Origin of the sequence: Pseudocitrobacter cyperus (genome assembly GCF_039889165.1) — a bacterium.
GTDB classification, from domain to species: Bacteria; Pseudomonadota; Gammaproteobacteria; order Enterobacterales; family Enterobacteriaceae; genus Pseudocitrobacter; species Pseudocitrobacter cyperus.
Genome location: NZ_JAYMYY010000001.1, coordinates 376,355 through 396,998, shown reverse-complemented (window position 1 = coordinate 396,998; position 20,644 = coordinate 376,355). Strand labels below are relative to the sequence as shown.

General features: G+C 53.9%; 16 protein-coding genes. 11 read left to right on the top strand and 5 right to left on the bottom strand.

Going from position 1 to position 20,644, the window contains the following annotated elements:
• Positions 1–1,530 carry a Re/Si-specific NAD(P)(+) transhydrogenase subunit alpha gene (gene pntA / locus VSR74_RS01945; RefSeq protein WP_347793132.1) on the bottom strand — a complete coding sequence of 510 codons (1,530 nt, stop codon included), beginning with the start codon at positions 1,528–1,530 and terminating at the stop codon, positions 1–3.
• A gap of 524 nt (positions 1,531–2,054) precedes the next feature.
• Here pntA and ydgH point away from each other — a divergent pair.
• The 3 genes from ydgH (at position 2,055) to folM (ending at position 5,318) form a co-directional block, all read left to right on the top strand.
• Positions 2,055–3,005: a DUF1471 family protein YdgH gene (gene ydgH / locus VSR74_RS01940; protein ID WP_347793131.1), complete on the top strand. Its 951-nt coding sequence runs from the start codon at positions 2,055–2,057 to the stop codon at positions 3,003–3,005.
• Positions 3,006–3,177: 172 nt separating this feature from the next.
• Positions 3,178–4,560 (top strand): amino acid permease, encoded by a 1,383-nt coding sequence (locus VSR74_RS01935; RefSeq protein WP_347793130.1) that lies wholly within the window; start codon positions 3,178–3,180, stop codon positions 4,558–4,560.
• 35 nt (positions 4,561–4,595) lie between these two features.
• On the top strand, positions 4,596–5,318 hold the full coding sequence (gene folM, locus VSR74_RS01930; RefSeq protein ID WP_347793129.1) for a dihydromonapterin reductase: 723 nt from the start codon (positions 4,596–4,598) through the stop codon (positions 5,316–5,318).
• On the opposite strand, the gene VSR74_RS01925 is transcribed toward folM, so the two are convergent.
• Complete coding sequence (locus VSR74_RS01925) at positions 5,315–5,650, bottom strand: GlpM family protein (protein ID WP_347793128.1); 336 nt, start codon at positions 5,648–5,650, stop codon at positions 5,315–5,317. The two genes, folM and VSR74_RS01925, sit on opposite strands and share 4 nt — an antisense overlap.
• 122 nt (positions 5,651–5,772) lie before the next feature.
• On the opposite strand from VSR74_RS01925, the gene rstA reads away from it, so the two are divergent.
• The 3 genes from rstA to tus all read left to right on the top strand — a co-directional run bounded on the left by rstA (position 5,773) and on the right by tus (position 8,804).
• Positions 5,773–6,498, top strand: a complete 726-nt coding sequence (gene rstA, locus VSR74_RS01920; protein ID WP_347794339.1) for a two-component system response regulator RstA — start codon at positions 5,773–5,775, stop codon at positions 6,496–6,498.
• Positions 6,495–7,796, top strand: a complete 1,302-nt coding sequence (rstB, locus tag VSR74_RS01915; RefSeq protein WP_347793127.1) for a two-component system sensor histidine kinase RstB — start codon at positions 6,495–6,497, stop codon at positions 7,794–7,796. The genes rstA and rstB overlap by 4 nt, the downstream gene beginning before the upstream one ends.
• Positions 7,797–7,871: 75 nt before the next feature.
• The gene (gene tus, locus VSR74_RS01910; protein ID WP_347793126.1) at positions 7,872–8,804 is read left to right on the top strand and encodes a DNA replication terminus site-binding protein; all 933 of its coding nucleotides are present in this window, start codon (positions 7,872–7,874) and stop codon (positions 8,802–8,804) included.
• On the opposite strand, the gene fumC is transcribed toward tus, so the two are convergent.
• Positions 8,801–10,204: a class II fumarate hydratase gene (fumC, locus tag VSR74_RS01905; RefSeq protein WP_347793125.1), complete on the bottom strand. Its 1,404-nt coding sequence runs from the start codon at positions 10,202–10,204 to the stop codon at positions 8,801–8,803. The two genes, tus and fumC, sit on opposite strands and share 4 nt — an antisense overlap.
• Before the next feature lie 546 nt (positions 10,205–10,750).
• On the bottom strand, positions 10,751–12,397 hold the full coding sequence (gene fumA, locus VSR74_RS01900) for a class I fumarate hydratase FumA (RefSeq protein WP_347793124.1): 1,647 nt from the start codon (positions 12,395–12,397) through the stop codon (positions 10,751–10,753).
• 218 nt (positions 12,398–12,615) lie between these two features.
• Between fumA and manA the strand changes: the two genes are divergently transcribed.
• Together manA and VSR74_RS01890 are read left to right on the top strand one after the other, a co-directional pair.
• On the top strand, positions 12,616–13,794 hold the full coding sequence (manA, locus tag VSR74_RS01895; RefSeq protein ID WP_347793123.1) for a mannose-6-phosphate isomerase: 1,179 nt from the start codon (positions 12,616–12,618) through the stop codon (positions 13,792–13,794).
• Between the two features lie 99 nt (positions 13,795–13,893).
• Positions 13,894–15,438, top strand: coding sequence for a YdgA family protein (locus tag VSR74_RS01890; protein ID WP_347793122.1), 1,545 nt, complete (start codon positions 13,894–13,896; stop codon positions 15,436–15,438).
• Positions 15,439–15,463: 25 nt separating this feature from the next.
• Here the strand turns inward: VSR74_RS01890 and VSR74_RS01885 are convergent, their stop codons facing one another.
• The gene (locus VSR74_RS01885; RefSeq protein ID WP_347793121.1) at positions 15,464–16,492 is read right to left on the bottom strand and encodes a Mal regulon transcriptional regulator MalI; all 1,029 of its coding nucleotides are present in this window, start codon (positions 16,490–16,492) and stop codon (positions 15,464–15,466) included.
• A gap of 172 nt (positions 16,493–16,664) precedes the next feature.
• Here VSR74_RS01885 and malX point away from each other — a divergent pair, with 172 nt between their 5' ends.
• The 3 genes from malX to add all read left to right on the top strand — a co-directional run bounded on the left by malX (position 16,665) and on the right by add (position 20,589).
• A complete protein-coding gene (gene malX / locus VSR74_RS01880) occupies positions 16,665–18,257 on the top strand; it encodes a maltose/glucose-specific PTS transporter subunit IIBC (RefSeq protein WP_347793120.1) in 1,593 nt (530 codons plus the stop codon).
• Positions 18,258–18,323: 66 nt separating this feature from the next.
• The gene (locus VSR74_RS01875; RefSeq protein ID WP_347793119.1) at positions 18,324–19,496 is read left to right on the top strand and encodes a MalY/PatB family protein; all 1,173 of its coding nucleotides are present in this window, start codon (positions 18,324–18,326) and stop codon (positions 19,494–19,496) included.
• Positions 19,497–19,593: 97 nt separating this feature from the next.
• Positions 19,594–20,589 (top strand): adenosine deaminase, encoded by a 996-nt coding sequence (gene add, locus VSR74_RS01870; protein ID WP_347793118.1) that lies wholly within the window; start codon positions 19,594–19,596, stop codon positions 20,587–20,589.
• The last annotated feature ends 55 nt before the right edge of the window (positions 20,590–20,644 follow it).

Sequence of the window (20,644 nt, the reverse complement as noted above, 5' to 3'; positions counted from 1 at the left end):
TTAGTTCTTCCGGAACATTTTCAGCATGCGCTGAGTGACGGTGAAACCACCAAAAATATTAATGCTGGCGATCAGCACCGCGATAAAGCTCAGGAAGCTTACCCAACCACCGTCGCCAATTTGCAGCAATGCCCCCACGACGATGATCCCGGAGATGGCGTTAGTCACCGACATCAGCGGAGTATGCAGCGCATGAGAGACATTCCAGACAACGTAGTAACCGACGACGCAGGAGAGAGCAAAGACGGTGAAGTGGCCGAGAAACTCTTTCGGTGCAACATTTGCCAGACAGCCAAACAGAATAATCGCCAGCGCAAACAGCGCATATTTACGCCACGGAGAAACGGGTTTTTCCGGCTCTTTTGGCGCCTCAACGGTTTTGGCCGCAGCCTGAGGCTGTGCTGAAACGGTAATCGGCGGCGCAGGCCAGGTAACTTCACCTTCGCGAACGACCGTTACACCACGCACGACGACATCATCGAAATCGATGTTCACCGAGCCATCTTTCTCTTTGCACAGGAGTTTCAGCAGGTTGAGCAGGTTCGTGCCATAAAGCTGGGAGGATTGCGTGGGCAGACGGCCCGGCAGATCGGTATAGCCAATGACTTTCACGCCGCCTGCAGTAGTTACGACTTCATTCGCAACGGTGTATTCACAGTTACCGCCGTTTTGCGCCGCAAGGTCAACAATCACACTACCCGGCGTCATGGAGTCCACCATCTCACGGGTGATCAGCTTCGGTGCAGGTTTACCTGGGATCAGCGCCGTGGTGACAATAATATCAACCTCTTTCGCCTGAGCGGCGAAGAGTTCCATTTCCGCCTTAATAAAAGCGTCTGACATCACTTTGGCGTAACCATCTCCGCTGCCCGCTTCTTCTTTGAAGTCGAGCTCAAGAAATTCGGCCCCCATACTCTGCACCTGTTCTTTAACTTCAGGGCGAGTATCAAATGCGCGTACAATCGCGCCAAGGCTATTAGCCGCGCCAATGGCAGCAAGACCAGCAACGCCCGCGCCGATAACCATCACTTTCGCTGGCGGCACTTTACCCGCAGCGGTGATCTGCCCGGTAAAGAAGCGACCAAATTCATGCGCAGCTTCGACAATCGCGCGATAACCAGCGATGTTAGCCATAGAACTTAACGCATCCAACGACTGCGCGCGGGAGATACGCGGCACCGAGTCCATCGCCATTACGTTAATACTACGCGCGGCCAATTTTTCCATTAATTCCGGATTTTGCGCCGGCCAGATAAAGCTGATAAGCGTCGTTCCAGGATTAAGCAACGCAATCTCTTCTTCGAGGGGCGCGTTGACTTTCAGAATAACATCGGCGTGCCAGACGTTATCGCCATCAACAATTTCCGCGCCCGCCTGAGTAAACGCCTCATCCTCAAAACTCGCCAGTTTGCCCGCGCCGCTTTCAACAGCCACGCTGAAACCAAGTTTAAGCAGTTGTTCCACCGTTTTCGGTGTCGCCGCCACTCGCGTCTCCTGGGCCCACCTCTCTTTTGGTACACCAATACGCATAGTTTTCCCTTCCATCGGTTTTTAATGATGGTTTGCCGTCATAGGGGTGAGAACCGCTGGCGCAATAAATGTGCAAGCGTTCAGCAACCCAAAAATAAAACAGTAACAAACTTTCTATAACCTACTGAAAATGACCGTTGTGATCTACAACCTGAAAACACTATTTTTGATTTTATGCAGGAAAAATTACTTTCTATAAGTCAGGTCAGGGATATTTACCTCAAATTGATATCCAGGCCTGATAATTCGCTTAAGCGAGGCGGCAAAACACGATTATTCGCCAGTACAAATTGGCGATTTAACATTATATTAACTTTAAAAAGTGATATAGATAACCAGCTTTTCCGGTCAACAGCCTGTTTTTTCAACATATCGGAAAAAGTTATTCAAAACAGTTAAGCGCTTCGCATCTGATGTGAAAAATCACGCAGACAATGAGCCGTTTTAAATGCAATAATCACCGGGTTTTCAGTCAACAACAACAACACCAGTACCTGGTTTGCGCAAGGCGAAGGATTATTTTTATGAAGCTTAAGAACACTCTCCTCGTGTCCGCTCTGTTGTCTGCCGCGGCTGTGCCCGGTTTTGCAGCGACGGAATTGACGCCGGAGCAAGCAGCCGCACTGAAACCCTACGACCGCGTCGTGGTTACCGGCCGCTTCAATGCCATTGGCGATGCAGTTCAGGCAGTTTCCCGTAAAGCAGATAAAGAAGGCGCCGCCTCTTTTTATGTGGTTGATACGTCTGATTACGGTAGTGGCGGTAACCTGCGCGTAACGGCCGATCTCTATAAAGACGATGCCGCCAAAGCCGATGCGCCGAAAAACCGTATCATTAACGGCGTGATGGAACTGCCAAAAGATCAGGCTGTTGCGTTGGAACCTTACGATACCGTCACTATTCAGGGCTTCTACCGCAGTCAGCCAGAAGTGAATGACGCCATCACCAAAGCGGCAAAAGCGAAAGGGGCTTACTCGTTCTATATCGTTCGCCAGGTTGATGCCAACCAGGGCGGCAACCAGCGCATCACCGCATTCATCTATAAAGAAGATGCGAAAAAACGCGTTCTGCAAAGCCCGGATGCCATCCCGGCTGATTCAGAAGCGGGTCGCGAGAAGCTGGCTAAAGGCGGTGAAGAAGCGAAAACCGTGGAAATTCCGGGCGTTGCCACCTCCGCATCCGTGGGTGCGGGTACTGGCGTCGGCCTCTTCTTCGAAACCCAGTCCTCTAAAGGTGGGCGTTACACTGTCACGCTTCCGGACGGGACAAAAATTGAAGAACTCAATAAAATCACCGCCGCACAGATGATTCCGTTTGATAGCGTGAAGTTCACCGGTAACTACGGCAATATGTCAGAAGTTTCTTACCAGGTTGCCAAACGTGCAGCGAAGAAAGGCGCAAAGTACTACCACATTACGCGTCAGTGGCAGGAACGTGGCGGCAACGTCACTATCAGCGCCGACCTCTACAAATAAGCAAATTTGTGCAGAAAGGCGGCGCTTGCCGCCTTTTTTTTCGTTTTCCGTCCGAACTGATTGCATGCACCCGCCACACTTCGTAAAATCCCGCGCCTGGCGCAATCTTCCATTTTTATGCGATTTCGCCAAATAAATATTCTGGTTTGATGGTGTGTACAACAGGATCCTCATGGAAAAGAAACTCGGCTTAAGTGCCCTGACCGCCCTCGTCCTGAGCTCTATGCTCGGTGCGGGCGTTTTCAGCCTTCCGCAAAACATGGCAGGCGTTGCCAGCCCGGCGGCATTGCTTATCGGCTGGGCGATTACCGGCGTTGGGATCCTGTTTCTCTCTGTTGCCATGCTCATCCTGACCCGCATTCGCCCAGACCTCGATGGCGGCATCTTTACCTACGCGCGTGAAGGCTTTGGCGAACTGATCGGTTTCTGCTCGGCGTGGGGGTACTGGTTGTGTGCGGTAATAGCCAACGTCTCCTATCTGGTTATCGTCTTCTCGGCGCTAAGCTTCTTTACCGATACACCGGAGCTGCGTCTGTTCGGTGACGGGAATACCTGGCAGTCGATTGTTGGCGCGTCGGTTCTGCTGTGGATTGTCCACTTTCTGGTGCTGCGCGGTGTACAAACAGCCGCAGGGATCAATCTGGTCGCCACGCTGGCGAAACTGGTGCCGCTCGGGTTATTCATCGTACTGGCGGCGATTGCCTTTAATCTGGACACCTTCTCACTGGATTTTACCGGCATTGAGCTCGGCGTGCCGGTATGGGAGCAGGTGAAAAATACCATGCTGATCACCCTGTGGGTGTTTATCGGTGTGGAAGGTGCGGTTGTTGTTTCTGCCAGGGCGCGTAATAAAAAAGATGTGGGACGCGCCACGCTGCTGGCGGTTCTCTCCGCACTCGGGGTTTATCTGCTGGTGACGCTGCTTTCACTTGGTGTCGTTGCACGTCCGGAACTGGCGCAGATGCGTAACCCATCAATGGCAGGCCTGATGGTGAAAATGATGGGCTCCTGGGGCGAAATCGTCATTGCCGCCGGGCTGATTGTTTCGGTCTGTGGGGCATACCTGAGCTGGACGATTATGGCGGCGGAAGTGCCGCTGCTGGCGGCCACGCATAAAGCCTTCCCCCGCGTGTTTGCCCGGCAGAATGCCAACAATGCGCCATCGGCGTCGCTTTGGCTGACCAATATCAGCGTCCAGGCAAGCCTGGTGCTGATCTGGCTGACAGGTTCGGATTACAATACCCTGCTCACCATCGCTTCCGAGATGATTCTGGTTCCCTATTTTCTCGTCGGCGCCTTCTTGCTGAAAATTGCTCAACGCCCTCTGCACAAAGCAATAGGTGTCGGTGCCTGCATTTATGGCTTATGGTTACTCTATGCCTCCGGGCCGATGCACCTGCTGTTATCAGTGGTGTTGTATGCTCCGGGTCTGCTGGTGTTTATCTATGCACGTCGCACGCATGTTGACAATGTGCTACTTAAACGCCGTGAACTGGCATTAATTGGCTTATTACTGGTTGCCGCTGTACCGGCAACATGGATGCTGATGGGGTAACGTTATCCCCATCGTTAAACGATAAGGAGACGACGATGGGAGAGCCGCTTTCGCGCCCCATTCTCATTACCGGCGCAGGCCGTCGCATCGGCCTTGCGCTGGCCCACCATTTGCTTAATCAGCAACAGCCGGTGATGGTCAGCTACCGCACCCACCTGCCCGCCATCGATGTGTTAGAAAAAGCTGGCGCTGTCTGCATCCAGGCCGATTTTTCCACCGACGGTGGGATCATTGCTTTTGGGGAAGAAGTGAAAAAAAGGTGTTCCGGCCTGCGGGCGATCATTCATAACGCCAGCGCCTGGGTCGCAGAGAGTCCTCGCCTGCCGCTGAGCGACGTCATGCACGCCATGATGCAGGTTCACGTCAACGCTCCCTACCTGCTAAATCATGCGCTGGAAAGCCTGCTGCGCGGTCATGGGCACGCCGCCAGCGATATCATTCATTTTACCGACTACGTCGTTGAGCGCGGCAGCGATAAGCATATCGCCTATGCCGCCAGCAAAGCGGCTCTCGACAATATGACACGCTCGTTTGCCAAAAAGCTGGCGCCGGAAGTGAAAGTGAACGCCATAGCCCCGTCGCTGATCCTGTTTAATGAAACCGATGACGCCACCTATCGTCAGCAGGCGCTGAATAAATCACTGATGAAAATCGCGCCAGGCGAAAAAGAGGTCATCGATTTAGTCGATTACCTGCTCACCAGTTGCTACGTGACCGGGCGCACATTTGCACTGGACGGAGGGCGTCCGCTCGCTTAGTGGAAACGGCTCCAGACCAGGATTAGCAGCCAGGCGCTCAGGCTCCAGCATGCCACGGCTCCTGCCAGCGCCAGCGGCAGGCGCAGAAAACCGGTGAAATACCACAGCGACAACAGATACAGAAAATAGGGAATGATCGACCACATACCGAAAACGATAGTCGCCCTCAACGCTTCGGTACCGCGCTCACTGGCGACGATATAGTGGGCTATCATCGCAAACGTCGGAAAGAGCGGGATTAACCCGGCAATGTAGTAATTTTTTGTTTTTGCCAAAATCCCTATCAGCAAGACCACCAGCGCACCCAACAGCGCTTTAATCAGCAGTGCCATTTTTCTTCAGCCAACCAACAAGATGAGTTCGCAGCATAGCGGAATTAATCTTGTTTATGAATGATTAATGGAAGGTAAAACACGACGGGTGTATGTTGAATCTTTTAGGCACTCCTGAGCAGATGAATAAGATCGTTTTCGTCGAGGATGATCCGGAAGTTGGCGAACTGATCGCCGCTTATCTGGGTAAGCACGATATGGAAGTCGTGGTCGAACCCCGTGGGGATAACGCCGAAGCGACTATCGCCCGGGAAGAACCAGACCTCGTCCTGCTGGACATCATGCTGCCCGGAAAAGATGGCATGACCCTGTGCCGTGATCTGCGCGGCCAGTGGCTGGGCCCGATTGTGCTGCTGACCTCACTCGACAGCGATATGAATCATATTCTGGCTCTGGAAATGGGCGCCAGCGATTACATTCTGAAAACCACCCCACCCGCCGTTCTGCTTGCCCGTGTACGTTTGCACCTGCGCCAGCATGCGCCCTCTGCTGTGGGGATATCACCCCTTCCCACGTTAACGCCTCATAAAGCGATTCGTTTCGGTACGCTGTCCATTGACCCGGTTAACCGTCAGGTGGAGTTGAGCGGCGAGGTAATCACGCTTTCTACGGCCGATTTTGACCTGCTGTGGGAACTGGCAACGCATGCCGGGCAAATTATGGATCGCGATGCGTTGCTGAAGAACCTGCGCGGTGTAAGCTACGATGGGATGGATCGCAGCGTCGACGTGGCCATTTCCCGACTGCGTAAAAAACTGCTGGATAGCGCGACTGAACCGTATCGTATTAAAACGGTGCGCAATAAAGGCTATTTGTTCGCACCGCACGCCTGGGAAAACCTACCGTGAAAAAACTGTTCGTGCAGTTTTACCTGCTACTGTTCGTCTGCTTTCTGGTGATGACCATGCTGGTCGGGCTGGTATACAAATTCACCGCGGAGCGCGCCGGTCGTCAGTCTCTGGACGATTTGATGAAAAGCTCACTCTACCTGATGCGCAGTGAGTTGCGGGAAATCCCCCCGCGTGACTGGAATAAGACGTTAAAAGAGCTGGATCTCAATCTCTCATTTGATCTTCGTATTGAGCCGCTGAGTAAATTTCATCTTGCGGATGTGTCGATGAAACACCTCCGCGCAGGCGATATTGTCGCCCTCGACGATCAGTACACCTTTATCCAGCGTATTCCGCGCAGTCATTACGTGCTGGCGGTTGGCCCGGTGCCCTACCTCTATTTTTTACATGAGATGCGCCTGTTCGATGTGGCGCTGATGGCCTTTATCGCCATCTCGCTCGCCTTCCCGGTGTTTATCTGGATGCGCCCTCACTGGCAGGACATGCTGCGTATTGAGAACGCGGCTCAGCGCTTCGGAGAAGGGCATCTTGGCGAACGCATTCATTTCGACAGTATGTCGAGCTTTGAGCGACTGGGCGTGGCGTTTAATCAAATGGCGGACAACATCAATGCGCTGATTGCCAGTAAGAAACAGCTTATCGACGGTATCGCCCACGAACTTCGCACGCCGCTGGTTCGGCTGCGTTATCGTCTGGAGATGAGCGAAAACCTGAGCGAAGCGGAATCACAAGCATTGAACCGCGATATCGGCCAACTGGAAGCATTAATTGAGGAACTACTGACTTACGCACGCCTCGATCGCCCGCAAACCGAGCTTTCTTTGACCACGCCAAATCTGCCTGCCTGGTTGGCTTCGCATATTGAAGATGTTCAGGCCGTCACGCCTGAGCGAGTACTCTCTGTGAAACAACTGATGCCCGGCGACTATGGTGCTCTCGATATGCGCCTGATGGAACGCGTGCTGGATAATCTCATCAATAATGCCCTGCGCTATAGCCGGAAACACATTCAGGTCAGCCTGACTCTTGAGGGAAACCAGGCCTGTCTGCGCGTAGAGGATGATGGCCCCGGCATCGCGCCTGCCGAACGAGAGCGGGTCTTCGAGCCGTTTGTACGCCTCGACCCAAGCCGCGATCGGGCAACCGGCGGCTGCGGGCTGGGGCTGGCCATCGCCCACTCGATTGCCGTGGCGATGGGCGGTAACGTCTATTGTGACAGCAGCGAACTGGGCGGTGCAAATTTCAGCCTGAGCTGGCCTGTCTATCATCACATCTCCTTTCCCCCCGCTGCCTGACGAGAGTTTGCACAGAGCTTAATCCCGGGCTATAGTGCAACAATCAAAAAGTATGTTGTAACTAATGAGGGTGATATGGCCAGTTATGACCTTGTCGAACGCTTAACCAGTACCTTTCGCCTGCTTGAACGCGAGCTGCTCGCTGTACGTGAACAACTGGCAGAATGCCGTTTACTGGCGGCGCGCATTTTTGAGTTGCCGGAAGTGCGCAAAGAAGATGAACATGCGCCGTTGTCAGAAATTGCGGTCGTACAGCATATAGGTAAAAACGCGCTGGTTATGGCATTACAGCACTTCGGCCATCTGTTTATCCAACAGCAGTCGGAGGCCCGCAGCAGCAAAGCCGCCGTGCGTCTGCCCGGCGCTATTTGCCTTAACGTGACAACGTCACAACACGAGGCGCTGCGAGACCGTATTTCCCGCATAAATGAGCTGAAAGCCGAGTTTGAGAAGATTATCACCGTCGATTCCGGGCTACCTTCCGTTGCCCGTTTTGATTGGGTTCACCGCCATCTGCCCGGGCTTATCACGCTCAATGCCTATCGCACTCTCACCCTGCTGGACGATCCGAGCACCATCCGTTTTGGCTGGGCGAATAAACATATCATCAAAAATCTCACCCGCGACGAGGTGCTGGCGCAGTTAGAAAAAAGCCTGCGTTCGCCGCGTTCCGTGCCGCCATGGACGCGTGAGCAGTGGCAGGCAAAGCTGGAACGGGAGTATCAGGATGTGGCGGCGCTGCCGCAGAAGGCGCGGCTGAAGATCAAGCGCCCGGTGAAAGTCCAGCCCATTGCGCGGGTCTGGTATGCGGGGGAGCAGAAACAGGTACAGTATGCCTGCCCCGCGCCATTGATTGCTTTGGTGTCCGGCAGAGGTGGGGTCAGCGTGCCCGATTTAGGCGAGCTGCTGAATTACGACGCCGATAACGTTCAGTATCGCCATAAACCTCTGGCGCAGCCGCTACAGTTGATTATCCCGCGGCTGCACCTGTGGCTGGCGACCGATTAATTTTTAACAGGCAGGCTACCAACCATCGCTTCCGGGCGAACCCAACTGTCGAACTCGGCTTCCGTCAGATAGCCAAGCGACAGTGCCGAGGCTTTCAGGGTCAGCCCTTCTTTATGCGCTTTTTTAGCAATTTCGGCGGCTTTGTCGTAGCCAATATGTGTGTTAAGGGCCGTCACCAGCATCAACGACTCATTGAGCAACCGATCAATTCGCTCGCGCCGGGGTTCGATCCCCTGCGCACAGTGTTCGTTGAAGCTCTCCATGCCGTCGGCCAGCAGACGGATGGATTGCAGGAAGTTATGGATGATCATCGGGCGATAGACGTTCAGCTCAAAGTTCCCCGACGCACCGCCCATGTTGATAGCCACATCATTCCCCATCACCTGGCAGCACAGCATGGTCATCGCTTCACACTGGGTCGGATTGACCTTTCCGGGCATGATGGAGGAACCCGGCTCATTCTCAGGAATGGCAAGTTCGCCAATACCACAGCGCGGGCCGGAAGCCAGCCAGCGGATATCATTAGCGATTTTCATCAGCGACGCGGCTAAACCCTTCAGCGCGCCGTGGGCGTGAACCAGCGCGTCGCAGGTTGCCAGCGCTTCAAATTTGTTAGGGGCGGTGACAAAAGGCTGATGAGTAAATTCCGCCAGTTCTTTCGCCACACGAACGGCATATTCAGGGTGGGTGTTCAGGCCAGTGCCAACCGCCGTGCCACCCAGCGCCAGTTCGCTAATGTGCGGCAGACTCAGTTCGATATGCTTCAGATTGTGCTCAAGCATTGCCACCCAGCCGGAAAACTCCTGCCCCAGCGTCAGCGGCGTCGCATCCTGTAGATGGGTGCGGCCAATTTTGACGATATCCCGGAAGGCCTCCGATTTCTGATGCAGGGTCGTTTTCAGCATATTTAGCTGTGGGATAAGCTGAGTCCGCAGGCCAATCACCGCCGCCACATGCATCGCGGTGGGGAAAACATCGTTAGAACTCTGGCTCTTGTTCACATCGTCATTAGGGTGAACCTTGCGTTCCATTCCGCGCACGCCACCCAATAGCTCGCTTGCCCGGTTGGCCAGCACTTCGTTCATGTTCATATTGGTCTGCGTACCCGAGCCGGTTTGCCAGATTGCCAGCGGAAACTCATCGGCATGTTCACCTGCCAACACTTCATCCGCCGCACGAATAATGGCGGCCGCTTTCTCTGCCGACAGCAGGCCTAAATCCTGGTTTACCTTCGCCGCCGCGCGCTTTGTCAGCGCCAGAGCGTGGATCAGCGAGACCGGCATTTTCTCGGTAGAGATACGAAAATGCTCCAGCGATCGTTGGGTTTGGGCGCCCCATAATTTGTCGAGAGGGACGTCGATATGACCCATTGAGTCGTTCTCGCGGCGTGTCGTTGTCATTACTTTCTCCTTGATATCAAAGTGATTGTGAAGTGACATTGCTCATGCAAACCATTTTTAATTATGGAAGGTTTTACGCCTTTATGGATAAAAAAACCGCCCCGTAGGGCGTAATGCTTGTCAGTTATGCGCGAAATTCCGTTCACTTTATGTTTTGCAGAACATGAAACATCAGCGTCAGTGAACGGGCAAAGGGGGGCGACCGCGCCCCCCTTCGCAATCCCCGCGGCCCCGCGGGGAAATCGGTGCTTCACACTGCGCTCATCTCCGAACTCCAGCCTGCGGCACGGCGAAACTCGACGTCCTGTCTCGGTTCGCCTCAGTCCGCCATCCATGGCGGCCTGACCTTGTCTTCCATTCTCCGATTCGCCGATTTCCAGCGGGGACTCATCGGTTTCAGAAACTTAGGCTTCTGCTGTTAGCCCAAAGGCTGCATGGTGTTGGTGGCATCTATATGGGTGGTGTGAACAAGGAGTGCTACGGGCAGATATACCGGAAAGTAAATCTGCCCTTAACTGACTAGCATTACCCCGTAGGGCGGCTATCTCATTTCACGCAGCGGGTGCATTGCGAGGCCTGAATCTGCTGGAAGAAATCATTCCCCTTGTCATCGACAAGAATAAACGCCGGGAAGTCTTCCACTTCGATTTTCCAGATGGCTTCCATTCCCAGTTCTGGGTATTCCACACACTCCAGACTCTTGATACTGCTTTGCGCCAGTACCGCTGCCGGGCCGCCGATGCTACCGAGGTAGAAACCACCATGCTTGTGGCAGGCGTCGGTCACTTGCTGACTACGGTTGCCTTTCGCCAGCATGATCATACTGCCGCCATGCGATTGAAGCTGGTCAACGTAGCTGTCCATACGCCCCGCCGTGGTTGGGCCAAGCGAACCAGAGGCATAGCCTTCCGGCGTTTTGGCCGGGCCTGCGTAATAAATCGGATGATCTTTAATGTACTGCGGCAGACCTTCGCCGCTATCCATGCGTTCTTTTAGTTTCGCATGGGCGATATCGCGGCCAACGATAATGGTGCCGGAAAGCGACAAGCGCGTGGAGACGGGATATTGCGAAAGCTGTTTGAGGATTTCGCTCATCGGGCGGTTGAGGTCAACTTTGACCGCTTCACCCTCGCCCGCTTTACGCAGTGATTCCGGAATGTATTTACCCGGGTTGCTCTCCAGTTTTTCGATCCAGATACCGTCGCGGTTGATTTTGGCTTTAATGTTACGGTCTGCGGAGCAAGAGACCCCCATGCCGACCGGGCAGGAAGCGCCATGGCGCGGCAGACGAATCACGCGGATGTCATGAGCAAAGTATTTGCCGCCGAACTGTGCGCCAAGACCAAGATTTTGCGCCTCTACCAGCAACTCTTTTTCGAGTTCAATATCGCGGAACGCCTGACCGTGCTCGTTCCCTTCCGTCGGCAAGCCATCATAATATTTGGTTGAGGCCATTTTCACGGTTTTCAGCGTCATTTCCGCAGACGTGCCGCCAATCACAAACGCGATGTGATACGGCGGGCAGGCCGCAGTCCCGAGTGTCCGCATTTTCTCAACCAGGTAATTTTTCAGTTTTGCCGGGGTGATCAGCGCCTTGGTTTCCTGATAAAGATAGGTTTTGTTGGCAGAACCGCCGCCTTTCGCCACACACAGGAACTTGTACTCGTCGCCATCAACGCTGTAGAGATCAATCTGCGCTGGCAGGTTGGTGCCCGTATTAACCTCTTTGTACATATCCAGCGGGGCGTTTTGCGAGTAGCGCAGGTTATCTTCAATAAAGGTGTCATATACCCCACGCGACAAGGCAGCTTCATCACCGCCGCCCGTCCATACGCGCTGGCCTTTTTTACCGACGATAATCGCCGTGCCGGTATCCTGACAGGTTGGCAGAATGCCTTTAGCAGCGATGTCAGAGTTACGCAGAAACTGGAGCGCCACGTACTTATCGTTTTCGCTGGCTTCCGGGTCGCTGAGGATATCGGCCACCTGCTGCTGATGTGCGGGACGGAGCATAAAGGAGGCGTCGTGGAAGGCGTGTTTGGCAAGGAGCGTCAGGGCCTGCGGGTCAACTTTCAGCACTTCCTGGCCGGCAAACTCTTCGACGGAGACGTAATCGGAACTGAGGAGGTAATACTCGGTTTCATCCTTTTTCAGTGGAAAAGGATCCTGATAGTAAAAAGGTTTGTTCGACATTGTATTCTCACTTACTGCTTCAGGTAATGTTTTTGCGTATCCAGGGCAAACATGCAGAGCACGAATCCATTTGCCCGGCTCAAAAGCGAGTCACCCTATCGTACACAATTTTTTAACAAAAACTGAGACTAGTACGACTTTTTATTTTTCCGGTGACGCCGAAGCGCATTTATTGCTTTAATACCGCCAAAGAATCCACATTGATACAGGGCTTGATAATGCAAAAACTCATTAACTCAGTGCAAAACTACGCCTGGGGCAGTAAAAGTGCGTTAACGGAACTCTACGGAATCGCCAACCCCGATAATCTGCCAATGGCCGAATTGTGGATGGGCGCGCATCCGAAAAGCAGCTCAAAAATCACCGATAACCAGGGCGTCGTGCGTTCGCTGCGCGAGGTGATTGATGCGGACAAAGCGACGCTTCTGGGCCGCGATGTCGCTGACCGTTTTGGCGAACTGCCGTTCTTGTTTAAAGTCCTGTGCGCCGCACAGCCGCTCTCCATCCAGGTGCACCCGAACAAACGCGCCTCGGAAATTGGCTTTGCTAAAGAGAACGCGGCTGGGATCCCAATGGATGCTGCTGAACGTAACTATAAAGATCCGAACCATAAACCTGAGCTGGTCTTCGCACTGACCCCTTTCCTGGCGATGAATGCGTTTCGCGAGTTCAGCGAGATTGTATCCCTGCTGCAACCCGTTGCCGGTGCGCACCAGGCCATTGCGCACTTCCTGGAAAATCCGAACGGCGAGCGTCTGAGCGCCCTCTTCGCCAGCCTGCTGAATATGCAGGGAGAAGAGAAAGCTCACGCGCTGGCAATCCTGCGTTCCGCACTGGAAAATCAACATGGCGAACCCTGGCAGACCATCCGCGTGATTTCTGAATTTTACCCGGACGACAGCGGCTTGTTCTCGCCGCTGCTGTTAAACGTGGTGAAACTCAATCCAGGCGAAGCGATGTTCCTGTTCGCCGAAACGCCGCACGCTTACCTTCAGGGCACCGCGCTGGAAGTGATGGCCAACTCTGACAACGTCCTGCGCGCCGGTCTGACGCCGAAATATATCGATATTCCGGAACTGGTTGCCAACGTAAAATTTGTTGCCAAACCCGCCGCGGAGTTGCTGACCCAGCCGGTGAAAAATGGCCCAGAGCTGGACTTCCCGATCCCGGTCGACGATTTCGCTTTTTCACTGCACGATCTCAGCGCACAGCCGACCATCATTGCCCAGCAGAGCGCCGCCATTCTGTTCTGTGTACAAGGCGAAGCCACCCTCACTAAAGACGGAAAGTCGCTCACGTTGAAGCCAGGAGAATCGGCATTTATCAGCGCCGCGGAATCACCGGTTGAGGTAAGCGGCAGCGGCAATCTGGCGCGGGTCTATAATAAGCTGAAGTAAATACTGAAGTTTTAGCGTGGGCTTGCTAATCTTAAATACAGCCTTATGTCATAACCGGGCGAGACGATCTCGCCCGGTTTCAATTTATGGATAAATGCTATGAAAAAATCGCTGGTCGCTGTTGGGGTTGTTGTTGCATTGGGTGTTATCTGGACGGGCGGAGCCTGGTACACCGGAAAACAACTGGAAAGCCGTTTTGCGGACATGGTGGCACAGGCCAATGACCAACTGAAACGTACTGCTCCGGAAGCAGGCCTGGAGCTAAGCTATCAGGATTACCAGCGCGGCATCTTTAGCAGCCAACTCAAAATGGTAGTGAAGCCAATCGCTGGCGCAGAGAAAGCCCTGCTGAAACCGGGTCAAAGCGTCGTATTGAATGAAGATGTCGATCATGGCCCGTTCCCGCTGGCGGCGCTAAAACGTTTTAATCTCCTTCCATCGATGGCTTCGGTGAATACCACGCTGGTCAATAACGACGTCACAAAGCCGTTGTTTGATATTGCAAAAGGCGAAACGCCGTTTGTGGTCGATACCCGAATCAGCTACAGCGGCGACACGCACTCTGCTATCAACCTCAAACCGCTGAACTACGAGAAAGAGGCCGAGAAAGTCGCGTTTAGCGGCGGTGATTTTGAACTTTCGGCTGACCGTGATGGCAACGTTGTCTCTCTCACCGGGGAAGCGGAAAGCGCCCTGGTGAACGCGGTCAACGAATACAATCAGAAAGTACAGCTCACCTTCAATAATCTGAAAACCGAAGGCAGCAGCAAACTGGCGAGCTTTAACGAACGCATCGGCAACCAGAAAATCAGCCTGGATAAAGTCTCGGTCTCGGTGGAAGGCAAAGAGCTGACCGTTCTGGAAGGCATGACGCTGGATGGTAAATCCGACCTTTCTGACGATGGTAAAAAAGTTAACAGCCAACTGGATTACGCGGTTAACAGCCTGAAACTACAAAGCCAGGACATGGGCAGCGGCAAACTGACGCTGAAAGTCGGCAATATCGACGGCCAGGCGTGGCACCAGTTTAGCCAGCAATATAACGCCCAGGCACAGGCACTGCTCGCGCAACCGGATCTGCAAAACAACCCGGAACTGTATCAGGAAAAAATCACCGAAGCGTTCTTCAGCGCTCTGCCGGTACTGCTGAAAGGCGACCCGTCAATTACCGTCGCACCGCTGAGCTGGAAAAACAGCAAGGGTGAAACCACGCTGAATCTGTCGCTATTGCTGAAAGATCCAACCCAGTCCACACAGCCGGTTCAAACGCTCGCCCAGCAGGTTGACACGTTGGTGAAATCGCTGGACGGTAAACTGGTGATCCCGATGGATATGGCAACCGAATTTATGACCCAGATAGCGAAACTGGAAGGTTATCAGCAGGAAGAAGCCAGTAAGCTGGCAAGTCAGCAGGTTAAAGGCTTTGCCGCAATGGGCCAGATGTTCCGCCTGACCTCCACCGAAGATAACCAGGTGACATCCAGCCTGCAGTACGCTAACGGAATGGTAACGCTCAATGGCAATAAGATGCCGCTGGACGAATTTGCCGGGATGTTCGGTTTACAGGCACCGGCGATTCAGGAAAGCGAACCGCAAGCTCCTGCAACACCGAGCGAGCCGCCTGTCACGGCGCCGGCGCAGTAAACCACGTAGCCCCTCAACCGAGGGGCTATTTTCTTGCCACCAGCCGTGGCGGCATAATCACATTACGCGCCGACATCTGCCCGGTCTCGATCCGCTGTAAAATCCGCTCCGCCACACTCTGACCCATTTCACGCGCCGGCGTCGTTACCCAGGTTAACGGAACATCATCCAGCGCAGCCTCAGGGACTTCAGCAAACGCCGCCAGCGTCACGCGTTGGTCAAAATAGCTCTCGACGCTCTCTTCCCCGCTTTGACGCCCGCCGCGCATCAGGCCAAACCAGGCTCCCATCGCAATCACATTGTTGTAGCACAGCACGGCGGTAATGGTCGGGTTATGGCGCAGCAGAGCGGTAATCGCCTCCGCAGCCTGCTTTTGGCTGGACTCGCATTCGATAACCCATTCACTGTGAAACGGCAGGCCGTACTTAATCAGGGTGGAACAGTAGCCGCCAACACGCTCTGCACGGGTTAACGATGCACTCCGACCGCCGAGCCAGGCAATACGCTGATGGCCCCGGCGGATTAAATCTTCCGTCACCAGTTGTGCTGCCTGCATATTATCCGGGCGGATCAAATCCACTTCATCGAGATAGCTGGCCCGGGAGGCAAACACCAGCGGGATTTGCGACACTTCCGCTTTTTCCCGCAGCTCGCATGCCTGATCCACCGCCCCGGCGATTACTACCCCGTCCACGCCCTGAGCCACCAGCGCATCAAAACGCGCCAGCATATTTTCACCTTTACGCCCGCCCTGGGTCAGAAAAACCATTTTGCCCTGTGACTCAAGGGATGCCGTCAGTCCCGCCGTCAGCTCCGCATAAAACGGTGACGACAGCGATCCGACAATCAACCCTATCACACCGGTTTGACCGCCGCGCAGAGACACTGCCTGCCGATTACGCACAAATCCCAACTGGTCGATAGCCTGAGACACCCGCTCACCGGTCGCGCTGGAGATCCGCCCTTTCCCGCTCAGTACCAGCGAGACAGTACTCACCGACACACCCGCAGCCAGGGCGACATCATTGATCGTAACTTTTTTTGCAATTGCCATAGGGACTGGCGATTCCTTTTAAGTGATCGATAAAACGTTTTACCTAATAAGATACTTTATAAACGTTATCATCATTTCATTATGTGATTTCACTCGCACTAAAATTGGGTAAAACGTTTTATCTTGCGCTCCACGGCCTTTTCAACCCATTTTTTGTACAAGGAGTCGTTCAATGACGACCAGAGCAGCGCAAAAAGTCACATTGTGGGAGTTCTTTCAACAGCTTGGCAAGACATTCATGCTGCCCGTCGCCTTGCTGTCCTTCTGCGGGATCATGCTGGGGATCGGCAGCTCGTTAAGCAGCCATGACGTACTCACACTCCTGCCATGGCTTGATACACCCTTCCTGCAGGCACTCTTTATCTGGATGAGCAAAGTCGGCTCTTTTGCATTCAGCTTCCTGCCGGTGATGTTCTGTATCGCCATCCCACTGGGGCTGGCGCGTGAAAACAAAGGCGTCGCCGCCTTCGCCGGTTTTGTTGGCTATGCAGTAATGAACCTGGCGGTTAACTTCTGGCTGACCGCCAAAGGCATTTTGCCAACCACCGACGCCGCAATCCTGAAAGCTAACAATATCCAGAATATCCTCGGTATTCAGTCTATCGACACCGGGATCCTCGGTGCGGTGATCGCCGGGATCATCGTCTGGCTTCTGCACGAGCGTTTTCACACCATCCGTCTGCCGGATGCGCTGGCATTCTTTGGCGGCACCCGCTTCGTACCGATTATCACGACTGTCGTATTAGGCCTGGTCGGCCTGGTGATCCCGCTGATTTGGCCGGTCTTTGCGATGGGGATCAACGCACTGGGTCACGTTATCAACAGCGCGGGCGACTTCGGCCCGATGATATTCGGTACCGGTGAACGTTTATTACTACCGTTTGGCCTGCACCACATTCTTGTCGCGCTCATTCGCTTTACCGAAGCGGGCGGTACCATGGACGTTTGCGGCCACACGGTCAGCGGCGCGTTGACCATCTTCCAGGCACAATTAAGCTGTCCGGAAACCCACGGTTTCTCTGAAAGCGCCACCCGCTTCCTTTCTCAGGGGAAAATGCCGGCCTTTCTTGGCGGCCTGCCTGGCGCTGCGCTGGCGATGTACCATTGTGCTCGCCCGGAAAACCGTCACAAAATTAAAGGTCTGCTGATTTCCGGTGTGATTGCCTGCGTGGTTGGCGGCACCACAGAACCGCTGGAGTTCCTGTTCCTGTTTGTTGCGCCGGTGCTTTACGTCATCCACGCGCTGCTGACGGGTCTGGGCTTTACCATGATGGCGATTCTCGGCGTCACCATTGGCAACACTGACGGCAACGTCATTGATTTCGTGGTATTCGGTATTCTGCACGGACTCTCCACGAAGTGGTATATGGTGCCGGTGGTGGCAATCATCTGGTTCGTGGCGTACTACGCTATCTTCCGCTTCGCCATTACCCGCTTCAACATCAAAACGCCGGGTCGCGATATTGAAAACAGCAGCGCTATCGAAAAAGCGGTGAGCGGCACGATCGGTAAATCGGGCTATAACACACCGGCGATTCTGGCAGCGTTAGGCGGTGCAGATAATATCGTGACGCTCGACAACTGCATTACTCGTCTGCGCCTGTCAGTAGAGGATATGTCGAAAGTCGATGTTGAAGCGCTGAAAGCCAACCGCGCAATTGGGGTGGTGCAACTGAACCAGCACAATCTACAGGTTGTGATTGGCCCGCAGGTGCAATCCGTTAAAGATGAGATTGCGATACTGATGAATACCGTTCAGGCATAAAACGCCCTTTGCCCCTGCCGGTTGCAGGGGCAAAATAGCGTTCTCGCTCACAGTTAAGGATTTCACATGTTTGACTTTTCAACGGCGATCGACAGGCATGGCACCTGGTGCACCCAGTGGGATTATGTCGCCGACCGTTTTGGTGATGCCGACCTCCTTCCGTTTACCATTTCTGATATGGACTTTGCCACCGCGCCCTGCATTCTCGATGCGTTGACCCAACGCCTGGCACATGGCGTTTTTGGCTACAGCCGCTGGAAAAACGATGAGTTTCCGCCCGCCATCGTGCACTGGTTTGCCCGCCGTTTTCATAGCGTTATCGACAAGGAAAGTATTGTTTATGGGCCATCCGTCATCTATATGGTGGCCGAAATGATTCGCCAGTGGTCGGCCCCCGGTGACGGTATTGTGGTGCATACTCCGGCTTATGATGCTTTCTTTAAAACCATTGCCGGTAATCAGCGTCAGATTGCTGGGGTGCCGCTGGAGAAAATCGATAACCAGTGGTTCTGTGATATGGCGAAACTGGAAGCCGTATTAGCGCAACCGCAAAATAAAATCCTGCTGCTTTGCAGCCCGCATAACCCCACCGGTAAGGTGTGGACGCGGGAGGAACTGAACGTGATGGCTGGTCTGTGTGAAAAACATGGCGTCCGCGTTATCAGCGATGAGATCCATATGGATATGGTGTGGGGCAATCATCAGCACATTCCATGGTGTGATGTCGCGCGCAGCCCATGGGCGCTATTCACTTCCGGCTCAAAGAGTTTCAATATTCCCGCCTTTACCGGGGCATATGGCCTGATCGCCGATGAAACTACACGTAATGATTACCTGAACGCGCTGAAGAACCGCGATGGTCTTTCCTCACCCTCCGTACCCGCTTTAGTGGCGCATATCGCCGCCTATCGCAAGGGTGAACCGTGGCTCGATGCGCTGCGTACCTACTTGCAGGATAATATGCACTACATTGCCAGGAGCCTGAATGCCGCGTTTCCTGAGCTAAACTGGGCCATGCCTGAATCAACTTACCTGGCGTGGGTCGATCTTCGTCCGCTGCGCATCGACGATAAAGCGTTGCAGGATGTTCTCATCAAACAGCAAAAAGTGGCGATCATGCCGGGCTATACCTACGGCGAGGAAGGCAATGGATTCATCCGCCTGAACGCGGGTTGCCCTCGTTCAAAGCTTGAACAAGGCGTAGAACGACTGATTGCCGCAATCAATACGCTACGCTGAGGGGTTTGCGCAATGATAATTTTTCGTTGCGCAAATAGATTTTTACAGTGAAATGTTTTTATAATAGCGCGCACTTAATCTAAAAAAGAGTGCGACCATGATTGATACTACGCTCCCCCTCACCGACATTCATCGCCACCTTGATGGAAACATTCGCGCCCAAACTATTCTCGATCTCGGTCGTCAGCATAATTTAACTCTCCCGGCATCTACCCTTGAAGCATTGATTCCTCATGTACAAGTCACCAGTAACGAACCAGACCTGGTGAGCTTTTTAAGCAAACTCGACTGGGGTGTAAAAGTCCTTGCCGACCTCGATGCCTGCCGCCGCATTGCCTATGAAAATATCGAAGACGCCGCTAACAATGGGCTGCACTACGTAGAGCTGCGCTTTTCCCCGGGCTATATGGCAATGACCCACCAGCTTCCTGTTGAAGGCGTGGTTGAAGCGGTGATCGCCGGTGTACGTGAGGGCTGTCGTGATTTCAACGTTGAAGCGCGTCTTATCGGTATTATGAGCCGTACCTTCGGCGAGAGCGCCTGCCTTCGCGAACTGGACGCCCTGCTGTCACACCGCGATGGCATCACCGCGCTGGATCTGGCGGGTGACGAACTCGGCTTCCCTGGTAGTCTGTTCCTGAGCCACTTTAACCGCGCACGCGATGCCGGCCTGCGTATTACCGTTCACGCCGGTGAAGCGGCTGGCCCGGAAAGCATCTGGCAGGCCATTCGCGAGTTGGGGGCTGAGCGTATCGGCCACGGTGTAAAAGCGGTGGAAGATCGCAAGTTGATGGATTTCCTGGCTGAGCAGCGTATTGGCGTTGAGTCCTGCCTGACCTCTAACATTCAGACCAGCACCGTGCCATCGCTGGCGCAGCATCCGCTGAAAACGTTCCTTGAGCACGGCATTCTGGCCAGCATCAACACGGACGACCCGGCTGTTCAGGGGATTGATATTCAACACGAGTATCGGGTGGCCGCTCCGGCTACCGGGTTAACACCAGCACAAATTCGTCAGGCGCAGATCAACGGCCTGGAGATAGCGTTCCTGTCAGATGCTGAGAAAGCCGCACTGCGGGCACGAGTAAAATAAGAGTAAAAATTTGCCCGGTAGCGAGACGCTTACCGGGCTACCTGAGTGCAGTGAG